The following is a 15,335-nucleotide window of genomic DNA, read 5'->3' on the forward strand; positions in this document are numbered from 1 at the left end:
TGCTCCAAGCACCACGGACATGAGTATGAATGATTTCATTTCGTTCGCTCCTTGTTTCTTTTCAATTCACTAAAAGCAGCTTTATCCTGCTGTATGATCTGCTTGATAAAATCGACCTCCGCCTGCCGATAAGGCGTATGATCCGGATAAAATATTTCATGGAACCAAGTTTCCGGCAGGGGCATTTCCTTAATGGATGTGCAAACAACTCCCCGCTCACGCAATGCTTCGACATTCTTCCCATCGCGACTGCTCCACGGCCAGACGCAGCCAGTCTTGCCGGCCACAAACCCCCAGTTACATGCGCCCATATGATATTGTTTCAAAATCGGCAGACTGCCTTCGAACGTACTGTTCGGCCGCGCCATGTATTCGGTACAGATCGCCGGGCGTCCGGCTTTCGCATATCGTTTACACAGGCTCTCCAGTTTCTGCGGCGGATCATAGGAATGGAATGAGATCACATCCGAATTGATCTCCCCAATCTCAACATTGCGCTTTCCGACACATCCTACGGCACAGGAACTGATTGGCTGAGACGGATTAATCTCCCGCGCCCAGCCCCAAGCATCCATCAACAGCTTATTACTTCTGTCGCCAAAACGTTCTCCGCCGCCGAAAGGACTACCTTTAGCATCAACATTCCGTCCGCGGCCCGGTTCGTTATAGAGTTCCCACATCAAGACGCGCGAATCGTCCTTGAAACGGTGTATGGTTTGCTGCACATAGCCCTTCAGTCGGGCAACCGCTTGCTCAGATGCTTTTCCGGCGGCATAGTTGGCGGCCACGTCACGCGCGGGTGAAGTCACCCAACCCGAGTTATGATATTCAGGAACAGGTTGCGGCTGCGTCCCAATCGACGGGAAAAAATGGTGACAATCATCAAAAAATACAAACATCGGACGAATCCCATGCGCCGCACAGATATCCATAAACTGATCCATCCGCTGATAGAGTCCTTTTTCATCCGCTTCCCAGACGAGATCGTGCAGGTAGACACGTAGCATATTGAAGCCAAGCTCCTCGGCTAAAGCGAGTTCTCGATCTATGGTTTCCGGATCAAAGGTATCGCCCTGCCACATCTCAAGCTGATTAATGGCCGTGGCCGGAATATAGTTGCACCCCACCAGCCATGGTTGTGCGGCATACCAGGCCGACGCCCTTTCCGCAGACCAGCGCCCGGCCACCTCCTTCACCTCAACAGCGCCGAATACTCCGCCCGCAACCATCACAGCCACCAGCCAAACAAACCATCCTTTTTTCCCGTACATCATCATCTCCATGAACCACCCGCTCTCCGTCGAAACTTCCCATACAACCACGATAACCATGCCAGCCTGCCCCGCATCGCGGAATGTCCAATCCGGCCAAAACCATGTCCATTCGTATTGGTAGCCACCGACGCGTTGCCTCAAAAATAAATGACACCGTAGAGGTGCGGATGAGGAGTCGTTTGACTGCATTAATGGGTACCCTCTAATTCGGGGGTTGTCAAGGTGGGGAGGCAGTCGGGGAACCCGGGTTCCCCGACTGCGGCGGACTCGCCGGTTTTCTTCATTTTTTCGATCTTGCGACGTCGGCGCTGGATGCGATTGCCCAGCTCGAAAGGGTCGAGCGTTTCGTATTCGCGTTGCAGAGCAGCCTCCTGTTGTTCGCCAAGGATGCCGCTGACCTTCAGGCGGTCAAAGGGCGTGGCGGGGGCATCGTATTTCTTTTTGTACCGGCTTTTGACGCGAACCTTGCTTTTTAGCTTGAACGAGGGTTTGAAGAAGTTGTTGAGCCGTTCCCAGTCGCGGTAGAGTGCGTTGAGCTCTCTGATCATGGCCGGGTTGTCGAGCCGGTCGTAGCCGAGCAACTCGCGCACGTGCGTCCAGTTCTTTTGTTCGACATGGGCGTTGTCGTTCTTGTGGTACGGTCTGCTGCGTGTAAAACAGACGGGCTGTTTGCGTTGCAGGAAGTAGCGCGTGAGATGGTGGTTGAGGAACTCGCTGCCGTTGTCGCAGTCGAAGCCCAGGATGGCGAAGGGCAGCTTGTTTTCCACGTCGTGGGTTTGGTGCATCACGCCTTCAGCGCCTTTGTTCCAGACCGCGCGGGTTACCGTCCAGGTGCTTATGATGTCCGTATAGGTGATCGACCAGATGAAGTCCCCGCTCATCGATCCGCCACAGTGGGCTACTGTGTCGGCTTCGAGATAGCCGGGCCGGTCGATGTCCTCGGTGGAGGTGCGGATTGGGATCTGATTCTTGAGCAGCGAGCCGGGCTTGGTACCGGTATTGCGCCTTCGCTGGTACTGCGCTTTGAAGGGTTTGAGCACCCGGTCGATGCTTGCCGGGCTGATTCTCAGTAGCTTTTCACGGCATTCGGTCGATAGCGGTTCGTAATGTTTTTCATAGTGCTTCAGCCAATGTGGCATAGCAGGCTTGAGGCGCTTCCCGCACAGTTGTCCAGAACGAAGCCACAGAGTTTTGAGGGTCTTGCGCAATTCAGCAGAGTCGTACTCGCCTTTGCGGCCGCGTTTGCCCCTGGAGGGCGTAAACGAGTCGTTGAGCAGCTTGGTGGCATGCTTGCGATCATAGCCGCATACCGCGCATACTTCATCGAGCAACCGGGTCTTGTAGGCCTTTTCCGCGCGCCTATAGCGGCGTTTTTGTACCGCGATGTATTCCATTCTGGTTTCGCAACTCATCTCTTTCATCCTCCCTGTATACAGGGTGTGATTTTTTGTGAGTCAACGAATCCTTTCCGCCCGCATCCTATCGGATGCTTCGGTGTCATTTAATTTGAGGCAACTCGCCGACATGGAATCGGCACAATCGGACATTCACATTCCTCCCCCGACAGGTGTATCTTCGATCATTCAATTTAGATGGAGATTTGACATGACAACCCGACGCAACTTTACCACCTGCTTCACGCTCGCCACGCTGACAGGACTTGCCCGCCCCACACAGGCCGCCAAGCCGGAAAAAAAGCCCAATGTACTTTTCATCGTTCTCGACGATATGAACAACGACCTGACGTTCCTCGACGGTCAGCCGAAGGCCCGCACCCCCAACCTGCAACGGCTCGCCGGCCGGAGCCATCTGTTTACCCGCGCCTATTGCGCCGCCCCCGCCTGCAACCCAACGCGCGCGGCCGTATTTTCCGGCGTACCGCCCCATCAGTCGGGGGTTTATGGAAACCCGGATGAATTGATCCGCTCCCAGCCGCTCGATACATGCACCTATCTGCCCGAACATTTCCGCACCCGAGGCTACTGGACGATGTGGGCTGGCAAAACCTTCCACAAAAAACCTTCTGAGGAACGCCTTGCCAAACTATGGAACAACATGGAGCACCGCGATGGCGGATATGGCCCCAACGTTCAAAAGGGCAAGGGCGAAATCCCGTTCAAGACCTGGGGAAACTGCCAGAAATGGACGGGGCCGGACACCGACTTTCCAGACGTACGCAATACCGACGGCGTGATCGCAGCCCTGGCAAATCCACAGGAGCAACCGTTCTTCATCGCTCTGGGGCTCTACCGCCCGCATGTGCCCTACACTGCACCGAAACGCTTTTTCGATTTATACGAACGCGACCAGATCCCGCTCCCGCCGATTCTTGAGAACGATGTCGACGACCTGCCGCCCGCCGCGATGAAATGGATCAATGATTCCAAGGGGCACCGGAAGGATGCCAACAAAGTGATCAAGACCGGAACGCTCAAAACGGTGCTGCACGGCTATCTCGCCAGCACCAGTTTTGCCGACTGGAACGTGGGGCGTGTGCTCGATGCGCTGGACCAAAGCGACCATGCCGACAACACCATCGTTGTGCTGTGGGGCGACCACGGATTCCATCATGGAGAAAAGGAGCGGTTTACCAAATTTGCCCTGTGGGAAAAGACCACTAATATGCCGATGCTCTTCCGCCTGCCCGGTCAAACCGCGCGGCAGGTCATTGCCAATCCGGTCAGCCAGATGGACCTCTACCCCACCCTCTGCGACCTATGCGGACTCGATACGCCGGAGCACGTTTTCGGGAAATCGCTTGTCCCCATGTTTGAGGATCCGGAAAAACCACTCGGCCCCGCGCTGACTACTTTCGAGAAAGACAACCATACGTTGCGCACCCGCAAGTATCGCTACATCCATTACGCGAACGGAGACGAGGAATTCTACGTGCATGCCGACGATCCGCATGAGTGGCATAACCAGGCTGGAAATCCTGAATATCGCAACATGATGGACAAGCTAAAAAGCCAACTGCCCAAATCACGCGTTGAGCCGGTCGGCGGCAAAAAGAAGAAGCAGTAGCCCCGCCCTGTAGCACCGCAAAACCCAAAACTATATATATATATTCTATATAATTTTGCCCACAAAAAGACCATATTCACCATTTTGATATAACATACTATATGGACATTTTCAGCCAGCAGCTTATTTTCCCAGCCGCTCAGCACATAAAAAAAACCTGCCGGAGAATTCTCCGAGCAGGTTCTATGCTTCCTGACAGTAGGATTTTTCTACAGGGAAAGCCAACGGCGTACCCCCATGAGCATCCCCCCGGTTCCTGCCAATAATCCGATGGTGGCGGGTTCGGGAATTACGTTATAGGAGGTCGATTCAATCCTGTATCCGTTCGACGCTTCCGCTGCGGTGATAATTGAAAAGGTCTGATTGCCAGTCTGGCTGGAGTTGTAAGCGGGCAATGCCTGCCCTGCATCCACCACAATATCCAGGCTGGAAACATCGATTGTTGCAACACGAACGCCTTCGCTGGCAACCACCGCCGCATTGATCTGCAGAAAGTCTCCGCTCATGTTGTTGAGAATATAGACGGACTCGCCGCTGTCATAATCGAAGTTGCTCAGCGTAACCTCTGTCAGTTGCAGCTTGCTTCCAGCGGCCATGCTATCCGTACCCAAACTGAAAGCCGCGCCTTCCCAGACATTGGAAGCGGCCAATCCTCCGATCCCCGCGCCACTGGGATTCACTCCGCTTTGATCCACGATGCCCAATCCCGAAGCGGCGGCATCCGTCTTGGCATTACCAATATTATAACCGAAGGTCGCCGACCCCGTATTGTTGTCAAAAATGGCCGTATTGACCCGCACCTGAAATATCCCTGCATACCCGGCGGAAACCGACCCGCTAACCGGAGCGGCCGTCGTGCCGGTTCCCGGGAAATTCAGTGCCCCGGTTTGGCTCAGGCTTCCGAGTCCGGCAGCGTCAATATTCACCACGCCAATCAGGCCATTCTTATCGTCATTAATGTTATCGCCCTGCATATTCAGCGTGATATCGGCAGATGCCCATAGAGCAGACAACCCCACCACTACTGCAGTCATTACGTTTTTATTCATTGCGTCTCCTTTTCACTCGTTGCGTTCCCTTTCTAACGATGCCTATCAACTTACAGCTGCTTCGAAATCCGCGCCATGTCCTGAACACCCAAAGACATGTCCGCGAGCCGCTATTCGACCCGCTCGATTTCAAGGCGGATAAACTTGGTATTGCTGTCCACGGGGAACCGGTTGGTTACAAACTCCATCCCCTCGCCCAGATCGGCGGTGCCGGTTTCCACATAGATTCCATTCGTCCATGTACCGTCGACTAAACCCTCCCGCTGAACCAAACGATATTCAATACCGCTGTCGTCGACCGTTTTACGGGGGTAGAGATATTCCAGCCAGTTACTTCCTCCGCCCGATCCCACAAAAAATCCGGTCTCGTAGCCGTTCTCCAGCGAATTCGTGGGGTTGCCACCAATCGCATATTCACAGAGGTTGGCCAGCCCGTCGCCATCATCGTCTCCCGCCTCTCCCTGAATCAGCAAATGGGATGCCGCCCAGGTATCGTAGGCATGTACCGAAGCCGTACAAACAAGCTCAACCTCAATCGCAGCCAACCGGAATCCGCTGTTCGTTGGGATTTCGCCGAACATCAGCGTAAAGTCTGCATCGCCCGTTTGGTTAACACCGGCATCGGGAAGCGCCCGACCACCGGGGACTTCAATCCCCAACGAGGATACATCCACCGGAATAGTCCCGATATTGTTGGCATCAAACGCAAGATATTCGCCGGTTTTATTATTGAGAATAATGGCCGATTCAACTTCAAAATTAGCGAGTTCAACCTTGGTGACCTGCAGGACATAATTGGTCAATAATCCGGCATTGGTGGTTCCGATATTGAACGCGACCCCTTCAAACCCGTCATTGGTGGTTCCACCGATTCCCGCACCGGCCGATCCATAGCGGACTCCCATCCCCTCAGAGGCGGTCGAAGTGGTTTTGTTCAGGGCTCGAACCCCGAACGTTTCCGACGTCGACACATTGTCAAAAACGCCGGGATCGAACCGAATCTGAAACGCCGCACCATCCAGCGCCGTATCCAGGGCGGCGGTTATGCAGGGATAGTTGGCGTCGTCCCCCGAATAGTTCGCGCTGGATGCCGCATCGGCCATCCATGTCCCGCCGCCGTTAACCACGCCGGCCACGACATTGTTTTTATCCGTTGCAAGGTTGTCGCCGCGCAGGCTGATTCTGATGCCGGAGGAAGCCTCGTCCGGGACTTCGCGGTCGACGCCAAAAGAATCGAACAGCACCACATTACTCTCCGACGGATTGCTGTCGCCTTCGACCCCCGCACCGAGCCCGCACTTCAACACTTTGGTGGCATAAAACTCGTCCGGCACTTCCAGCGGCAGCTGCTCCCATTCACCGCCCGCCGCTTTTACGCGGAACTGAAAGCGGTCGGTTTCGGTGCGCCGAATAATTTCCAGATGCTCTATACCGGTTGCAAGGGGCTGAACTTCGTACACCTTGAGCTGGTCATCAACCATCTGCTCAATCTTAACCAGGTCGTCCTCGAACAGCTTCATCTGAATGTAGTTTCTCGGATCCTGCCAGTAGTGGATATAGCCGAAAATCGGCTTGGCCGCCGTAGGAAGCAGGAGGCGGGTAAAAATGCTATGGCGTTGATATTGCGGCGCATACTGAAGGAAAATATTCTGGGAGGCGTCTTCGGCACTACCGACGTACAGATCTCCTTTCTTGGGAATGATCTTCAGGAAGCCGCCGAAAAGCCAATATTTGTCGGAATTCACGTTCCAGATATTGATCCAGCGATCATCAAGCGCCGCAGCGCTGAAATCGTCCTGACCGGTTGCTACCGTTGGAGCCGCAACACCGGAAGGCCATGGCTGGAGATCCAGCGAGGGGCCTGCCACCACGAGTCGGTCGGGTGCGGCACCGTTGTCCTCATAGGTCACCCGGTCGAGATTCAGCTGGCGCACCCCTTGAGTATCGGTTTTTGAATGGGTAAAATAGAGTCCGAAAAGTTCGTTCCCGTCCGGCGACTCCACAAAGGCCATGGCCCCGCTTCCGAGTACTTCGCCTTCCGGAAGGACTGCCCGCGCAAGGATGGGGTTTTCCGCAGCCTTGGTCCATGGCCCCAGTGGCGACGCGGATGTGGCATAGCCTACCTTGTAATTCGGTCCGCTATATAAATCGGAAGACCAGCTCATGTAGTAATAGCCGTTGTGCTGCAGCACGTGAACCGCTTCCTGCCAGCCGTTTTCCCACGCCTGCGAGGGCTGGATGCAAAACGTCGGGCTGCCATCCAGCTCCTGCATGTTCGGCTTCAGCTTGGAAACATAGACCTTGGCGTTGCCGCCGCTGGCCGGATTGATCTTTTGATATGTGTAGTACATGTAGTATTCGCCGCCGGCTTCCATGACATAGGGGTCGATATAGCCGTTTCCATTCCACCACATGGGAGCCGCCAGTAGCTCGAAGGTATCCGTGATGTTTGTTGCACTCGCAACACTGATCGTGTGCAAACCACCGCTCGATGCGGTTTCGCTTGAAAAATAGAAATAATAGGTTCCGCCCGCCTTCACCATGTGCGATGCCCACATGCCCGACAGCCCCGATCCCGCCAAATCAACCCAGTCCGGCATGGCCTCCCAATGCACCAGATCGGTGGAGCGCTTGCGGTTGTTTCGGTCTAGCAGGTAGTAGGTATTGCCCTCTTTGAAGATATTAGGATTTCCGCTGGGGACATCCAGCGGGTTCGCAAATCCATGGATGGTTTCGGCGGGCAGGTTGGTGGCCAAAGCAGACTTGGCGGCCTGGTAAGCCTGTTCGGCTTCCACATTATTCCATTCGTTGGGGTCTAGATCATGATCGTAGAGTTCTTCCGAGCCATCGGCATATTGGATGTAGCGGTAGCGGTCGTCCCGCAGCGTGTAGTTCCCCGACTCGTGGCACGACAGCACCGGTACCGAGGATCCGCCGCTTTGCGGATTGGCCAGCAGACCGGAAAGATCGCGACCGTCAATTTCGTGAACCGGCGGAGTCAGGCCACACAACTCAATCAACGTGGGATATAGATCCTGGAGTGAAACCACTTCCGTGCAGGTGGTGTTGGTCGAGGTAATTCCCGGCGCGCGTACCATGAACAAGGTGTTGGCCGATTTTTCCCATAGGGTCTTTTTTCCCCAGTGCTCCTTCTCGCCATTGTGGAAACCGTTATCCGCGCAAACGACGACGATGGTGTTGGAGGCATAGGGACTGGCGTCGAGCGCCGCCAATGCGCGCCCGAAGTTCCAGTCCGCAAACGAAACGCTCGCATAGTATGCCCGCAGCAACTCTTCCCAGTAGCCGCCATCAACCACCTTCTGATGGTTCGCCGCGCTGTTAAGCGCCCATTCCTGCGCAATGGCCGGGAGATCCGCCAAATCGTCTGCCACAACCGGCGGAAGAACCACTTCGTTCAAGGGGTTTGCATCGAAGAATCGGCGTGGCGCGGTGTAGGGATCGTGCGGGCGATATAACCCGAGCGAGATAAAAAACGGCTGCCCGTGGGCGGCCTGCAACTCCGACACGATCTTGTCGGTGTTGACGACGTCTGCAAAGTCGGAGTCGGGGCCGTCCCAAATCTGATAGTTCAGCCAGATGCCGCTATCAATCTCTTCCGCAGGTATGGCCGGAGTGGTAGGAAACGGTCCATACCCGCCGCCTATGTTTGTATGATCGTCGAACATCGCGTCGAGCTGCGCAGTGGGATGATACGAATCGTTGTGGAATATTTTCCCAGCCACCACCGTTTTGTATCCATTGTTCTTGAAGCAATGCGGCAAGGTTTCGGTGTGCTCAAAAACGCCGCCGCTTTCCCATGGATTATCATCATTTGTATAGACGCCCGAACGATGGGGACTCACCCCGCTCAGAATCGCGCAACGGCTTGGATTGCACAGCGTCGCCGGGCACTGATTATTTGAAAAAAACAGCGCACCTTCGCGGAACGAATCCAGATTCGGCGTATTTGGCCGGGAACCGGGCATACCCAGATCGTTCATGTCGTCGAACATGACCAGCAAAACATTCGGCGTTGTCGCCTGAGCCGGAAATCCGCCAAACATAAAAAGCACGCCCGCCAAAGCGAGGGTTCTTAAAGCCGTAGAAGCCATTCTCTTCATCAAAAATATACTCTTTGAAATATGAAGGAGCCGCTTTCGCAGCCCCTTTGTTTTAAAACCGTCGTTTCGCTAGTCGACCCGGTTGACTTCAAGGCTGATAAACTTGGTGTCAACGTCGACCGGAACCCGGTTGGTCACCATTTCATAGCCGCCCCCAAGATCATTTACCCCGGCTTCCACCGCAGCCGCATTGGTCCATACAGCATCGATTACGAGATTTCCCTTCTTTACGACCAGATAAGAAATACCGCTATTCGTATCTACCAGACGCGGATAGAGATATTCCATCCAGTTGGTTCCTCCGCCCGAGGCAGAAGCAAAGCTGATATCGTAGCCATTTTCTGCTGGATTTGTGGGGTTGCCGCCCACCGCGTACTCGTAGAGATTTGCCAAGCCGTCCTCATCGTCGTCGCCCATCTCGCCAAGCGTCAGATGATACTTCTGCGCCCAAGCGTCGTACGCATGGCGCGGAACCAGATCGATCTGGATCGACGCCAGACGGAACCCGGAGTTCGTCACTTCAGTCTCTCCGAACATCAGGGTAAAGTCCGCCCCGCCATACTGGTTGGTAGAGGCATCGAGCATAACCGTGCCGCCCATAACCTCGATCCCCAGCGAGGAAACGTCGACGTTGACGTTGTTCGTCCCTTCCGTTGCATCGAAGGCCAAGAACGCCCCAGTCTTGTTATTGAGGATAATGGCGGACTCGACATAGTTCGATCCAACCTCGAAGTTCTGAAGTTCCACCTTGGTAACCACCAGCTTATAGTCCGAGAAGCCGACAGAATTCGTGGTTCCAATATTGAAGGAAATGCCTTCAAATCCGTCGACGATGGTTCCTCCGATTCCGGCACCCGCCGCCCCGTACTTGACGCCCATTCCGGCGTCGACAGGAACGCCACCCGTTGCGGTTGCCGTCGTTTTATTTACGATGCGGTACCCGAAATTATTTGAAGCAGATACATTTTCAAACAAACCGGGATCGCAACGTACCTGGAACGCGGCATTGCTGTAAGCGTCATCCACGCTGCCGCTGATGGCGGTATAGAACAAATCACTGCCCGGGTAATTGATGCTCGAACCGGCATCCCTGACCCAGAGGCCGCCACTGTTTACTGCCCCGGCAATGACATTGTTTTTCTGGTCGCTGGCATTACTGCCGCGCATGCTGATTCGCAGACCATCGGTCGGAGGTGCAGGCGGTTCCGGCGGAACGACTTCCCCCGGAACAAGATCCAGGGCAATCGACTCAATGCGGTACCCGCTCACCGCTTCCGCCGCAGTAATCAGTGAAAAAGTCTGGTTTCCCGACGTGCTGGATCCGAAGGCCGGAAGTGCCTGGCCGACATCCACCACAATACCCAATGCCGTCACATCGATGGTCGCAACCCTGACCGGATCCACCACCAGGTCGGCCGAATTAAACTGCTGGTAATCGCCGGTCATGTTGTTCACCACATAAACCGACTCCCCGGAGGTCTCATCAAAATTACTCAACGTAATCGCCGTCACCTGCAGACGGCTTTGGGCGGACAAATCGACCGTTCCCAGACTAAACGCCACGCCTTCATACTCATTCGAGGCCGCAATGGCTCCAATACCACCACCACTGGCACCGCCCAATACCCCCAACCCGGTAGTAGCCTGACTCGTCTTTTCGTTGCCGATATTGCGGGCAAACGCCGCTGAATTTGTATCGGCATCGAAAAGCGCCGGGTTAATCCGAACCTTGAAGGTGCTTCCGGCGTATACATTGCTTACACTGCCGCTGATGGCCGGTGCAGTCCCTCCGGTGCCCGGATAATTCAGAAATTCGGAATCGGTCGTGTTATTCGTCCCGCTTCCATCCGAAAGCACATCGATGACCGCAACCGCACCGTTCTTGTCATTGTTAATATTATTACCCTGCAGACTTAACGTGATCTCTGCGAAGGCCCCCGTTGCCCACGCAACGATCCCAAACGCCATTATGATTACCCGTGTAGTGCTCATATATTCTCCCCTGCTCCTTAGGTTCCAGTTTAGATGTTGATGGAAGAGAGGCCGCAATGGCCTTCTCCGAAACTACGCTCCATTTCTAACGCACCAAAGCCAACAGGTGAATGTCCATTCATCTCAATTGCATATCCAATCGTTCCATTCCGCTGAATGAATCGGACATGCGTCTGACACGCTTAAACATGGCGATACGCTTCTGATTTGTGCACACTGTTGAAATCTGGAAAACTGTAAACCATCGAGGCGCAAATGAAACGTAATCTACTCCACATACTGCCGGCCATTATAATGCTGGCCTTCGTCTCCATTCCGACGCGTGCCGACCGTAAACCCAACATGGTGGTTATCATGGCCGACGACCTCGGATGGAATGCGGTAGGCTACCACAACCCTGAAGTCAAAACCCCGCATCTCGACCAGTTTTGCAGTGAAGGAATCGAACTCGACAACTTCTACGTTTCACCCATGTGCAGCCCGACCCGCGCCGGCTTCCTGACCGGCCGCTACCCCATCCGCTTCGGTTGCGCCCGCGCCGTCATACCGCCCTACCGCAACTACGGCCTGCCGCTCGACGAAATCACCCTCGCCGAAGCTCTCGAAAAAGGCGGCTACCCACATCGCGGTATCTTCGGGAAATGGCACCTCGGCCACCTGCAGAAAAAATGGCACCCCACCCACCGCGGATTCACCGAATTCCTCGGTTGCTACAACGGCGCTATCGACTACTTCACCCACGAGCGCGACGGCCAGCGCGACTGGCACCACAACGACCAAAGCATCGAACAAAAAGGTTCCGCTACCGCCTTAACCGGAAAAGCTGCCGCAGAATTCATTTCCGAATCAGCTAAAGATGAGCACCCCTTTTTCTGCTATGTCGCCTTCAATGCGCCGCACGATCCCTTTCAGGTTCCAGGGCGCTACAAGCAGCGATACGAACATATTCCGGACGAACCCCGTAAAACCTACTACGCCATGATCTCCCATATGGACGACGAAATCGGACGCATCCTCAACGCGCTGGAAGAAACCGGCACGGCGGACAACACCCTCGTCTGGTTTTTCAGCGACAACGGCGGGGTAAAAAAAGTCAAAGGCAACAACACGCCACTCAAAGGCGCAAAGCTCACCGCCTATCAGGGCGGCGTGCGCGCCGCCGCCTGCGTACGCTTTCCCGCCCGCTATCCAGGTGGCCGAAAAATCACCGAACGCACCGCCTTCATCGACGTCATGCCCACCGCGCTTTCGCTGGCCGGCATCGCCCCGGAGCAGCCGAAATGCAAACCGTTCGACGGCATCGACCTTAATCCGCTACTCACCAGCACCTCGGGCAAACTGCCCGAACGCGACCTCTATTTCTACCACGGCCAAAAGGGCGAAAGCTCCGAACCCATCGCCGTCATATCTAAAGAATGGAAACTGGTCGTCAACGGCCCCAACCTTGTTCATGGCCGTAATTCAGGTCACCTAGTCGAACTGTTCCAGATCAACGACGACCCCAACGAATCCAACAACATCGCGGACAGCCACCCCGAAGTCGTCGAGCGCCTTATGAAGCAGCTGGTCGATTTCAGAAAGCTCCAACCCAAGGATGCCATTCCGCCGTACGGCGAAGGAGAGAAAGGTTTTACACCTCCCAAGGAATGGAAAATTATTGACTGATGATCGCGCTTAAGAACATCAACATCAAAGCCGCAGGGGCGTGGCTGCTGGCCGCGCTTCTGCTGACCGGCTTTTGGCACTATACTGATCCGGCGAGGAAGACGTCGGAGAAAGGCCAGGTGCTGATCCGCTTCTGGAACGGTTTCACCGGCCCCGACGGGCGCAGCATTATCAAGCTAGCCGAAACCTTCAACAAACAGAACCCCGATGTAAAGGTGCTCGTCCAGCGCATGGATTGGGGCACCTACTACAACAAGCTTTTTGTGGCCGGCCTCGGCGGCCGCGCACCGGAGGTGTTTATTCTGCACGCCACCATGGTGCCGCGCTTTAAAGAGGCCGGATTCCTCTCCCCGCTGGAAACCGATCCCGCCTTGGCCGATGACATCGACGAGCGCGTCTGGAGCAGCGTCTTCCACGACGGCCGGCAATGGGCCGTGCCGCTCGACATCCTGCCCATGGGCATGTTCTGCAACCGGACCCTATTCCGAGAAGCGGGCCTCACCAACCAGCTCGGCGAAGTGCTGATTCCAACCAACCGCAAAGAAGTGCTCGACGCCATGCGCCGCCTGACAAAGGACACCGACGGCGACGGCAAGACCGACCAGTGGGGCCATGTCATCTCCTGGGTTCGCCTCAACTGGCAATCGATCGTTGCGCAGATGGATGGCAAGCTCGTTTCCGCAGACGGGAAAACCTGCACCGTCGATGCGCCGGAAAACGTTGCGGCCATGCAGTTTTTCATCGACCTCGTCGAAAAGGAAAAGGTTTGTCCGAAGCCCGAAGGATTCGACTCGTGGGTTGGCTTCCTGCAAGGCAAGGTCGGCATCGTGTTCGAAGGTATCTGGATGCTGCCCGAGCTGCAAAAGTCGGATCTCGATTTCCAGGGTGCGGCATTTCCAACCCTTGGCAAGCATCCCGGCGTCTGGGGCGACTCGCACGTCATGTGCCTCGCCGCCCAAATCCCCGCCCGCGAAAAGGAAGCCGCACTGCGCTTTATGATATTTCTGTCCGACAACAGCCTGGAATGGGCGAAGAACGGCCCGATCCCGGTTCGTAAAAGCATTCGGGCCACGCCGGAGTTCCAGGCCATGGAAACGCAATCCGCATTTGCGGAACGGATACCGGATTTGGAATACAGCCCGATGGTACCCTACAAACTCGAACTCGACGCCGAACTCGACATTGCCGCCGAACGCGCCATCCGCCGCAGCGTCTCTCCGCTGGAAGCCTTCAGCCAGGCCGGCTCCAATATCCAGAAAGTCATCGAAAGGGGGGGTGCAGAATGAAATCAAAATTCAGCTACCGCCTCTCCGGCTACCTTTTTACCCTTCCCTATTTCGTGCTCTTTGCCATCTTTCTGATCGGGCCGCTGTTATTCGGGCTGGGACTGGGGTTCTTCCGTTGGGAAATGCTTTCCAGCGCGCCGCCGACCTTCGTGGGGCTGGCCAACTATCGAGAGGCGCTGGATGACCCCTATTTCTGGAAGGCACTCAAGGCCACCTGCCTGTTTGTTCTCATGGCGGTTCCGAGCACTATCGGCGTCGCGCTTCTGCTGGCACTCGGCGTCAATGCCCTGCCCCGACGACAAGCGTTCTACCGCGCCTGCTTTGTGCTCCCCACCATGATTAATATCGCCGTCGCCGGTCTACTCTGGCGTTGGTTTTATAATTCCGAATTCGGCCTTTTCAACGCCCTGCTCGCCAACATTAATCTCAAAATCCCCTGGATCTCCAGCGAAGCCATCGCACTGCCCGCGATTGCGCTGATGACCGTTTGGTGGACAGCAGGCGGCACGTTTCTTATTCTGATGGCCGGGCTTCACCAAATATCCGAAAGCATCTATGAAGCAGCAGCACTCGATGGAGCCTCCGGTCTACGTCGCTTCCGGCACATCACCCTGCCGCTGCTTAAACCCGCACTGTTCTTTGTCACCATCATGAACCTCATCGCTTCTTTCCAGGTCTTCGGCCAAACCTATGTCATCACCGGCGGCGGCCCCGAACTTTCAACCCGCGTAATGGTGCAATATATCTATGAAACCGCCTTCCGGAATTATCGAATGGGCTACGGCGCCGCCATGAGCTGGCTGCTCTTTCTCGTCATCGCGACGTTCACCGCCATCCAGTTCCGATTGATGAAAAAGGCGGAACGATGAAAAGAAGGATGGCCACAAAGATGCACAAGAAGCACGAAGACCCGGTCCGCAGTTG

General features: G+C 55.3%; 9 protein-coding genes. 4 read left to right on the forward strand and 5 right to left on the reverse strand.

Annotation, left to right across the window (positions count from 1 at the left end; genetic code table 11):
• Positions 1–35 precede the first annotated feature (35 nt).
• Positions 36–1,283: a cellulase family glycosylhydrolase gene (locus tag E9954_RS08075; RefSeq protein ID WP_168442078.1), complete on the reverse strand. Its 1,248-nt coding sequence runs from the start codon at positions 1,281–1,283 to the stop codon at positions 36–38.
• 179 nt (positions 1,284–1,462) lie between these two features.
• A complete protein-coding gene (locus tag E9954_RS08080) occupies positions 1,463–2,686 on the reverse strand; it encodes a DDE-type integrase/transposase/recombinase (RefSeq protein WP_136077388.1) in 1,224 nt (407 codons plus the stop codon).
• 193 nt (positions 2,687–2,879) lie between these two features.
• Between E9954_RS08080 and E9954_RS08085 the strand changes: the two genes are divergently transcribed.
• Positions 2,880–4,298: a sulfatase gene (locus tag E9954_RS08085; protein ID WP_168442079.1), complete on the forward strand. Its 1,419-nt coding sequence runs from the start codon at positions 2,880–2,882 to the stop codon at positions 4,296–4,298.
• A 209-nt stretch (positions 4,299–4,507) separates the two neighbouring features.
• Here the strand turns inward: E9954_RS08085 and E9954_RS08090 are convergent, their stop codons facing one another.
• The 3 genes from E9954_RS08090 to E9954_RS08100 all read right to left on the reverse strand — a co-directional run bounded on the left by E9954_RS08090 (position 4,508) and on the right by E9954_RS08100 (position 11,460).
• The gene (locus E9954_RS08090) at positions 4,508–5,347 is read right to left on the reverse strand and encodes a PEP-CTERM sorting domain-containing protein (RefSeq protein ID WP_136078694.1); all 840 of its coding nucleotides are present in this window, start codon (positions 5,345–5,347) and stop codon (positions 4,508–4,510) included.
• Between the two features lie 110 nt (positions 5,348–5,457).
• A complete protein-coding gene (locus E9954_RS08095) occupies positions 5,458–9,468 on the reverse strand; it encodes a sulfatase-like hydrolase/transferase (protein WP_136078695.1) in 4,011 nt (1,336 codons plus the stop codon).
• 69 nt (positions 9,469–9,537) lie between these two features.
• Positions 9,538–11,460 (reverse strand): hypothetical protein, encoded by a 1,923-nt coding sequence (locus E9954_RS08100; protein WP_136078696.1) that lies wholly within the window; start codon positions 11,458–11,460, stop codon positions 9,538–9,540.
• Between the two features lie 255 nt (positions 11,461–11,715).
• Here E9954_RS08100 and E9954_RS08105 point away from each other — a divergent pair, with 255 nt between their 5' ends.
• From E9954_RS08105 to E9954_RS08115, 3 genes are read left to right on the forward strand one after another with little or no spacing between them, the layout of a single operon-like run.
• On the forward strand, positions 11,716–13,125 hold the full coding sequence (locus E9954_RS08105; RefSeq protein ID WP_136078697.1) for a sulfatase-like hydrolase/transferase: 1,410 nt from the start codon (positions 11,716–11,718) through the stop codon (positions 13,123–13,125).
• Positions 13,125–14,411, forward strand: coding sequence for an extracellular solute-binding protein (locus tag E9954_RS08110; RefSeq protein ID WP_136078698.1), 1,287 nt, complete (start codon positions 13,125–13,127; stop codon positions 14,409–14,411). Before E9954_RS08105 ends, E9954_RS08110 begins: the two co-directional genes overlap by 1 nt.
• Positions 14,408–15,280, forward strand: coding sequence for a carbohydrate ABC transporter permease (locus E9954_RS08115; protein WP_136078699.1), 873 nt, complete (start codon positions 14,408–14,410; stop codon positions 15,278–15,280). Before E9954_RS08110 ends, E9954_RS08115 begins: the two co-directional genes overlap by 4 nt.
• Positions 15,281–15,335 lie beyond the last annotated feature (55 nt).

This window comes from Pontiella desulfatans, from assembly GCF_900890425.1.
GTDB classification, from domain to species: Bacteria; Verrucomicrobiota; Kiritimatiellia; order Kiritimatiellales; family Pontiellaceae; genus Pontiella; species Pontiella desulfatans.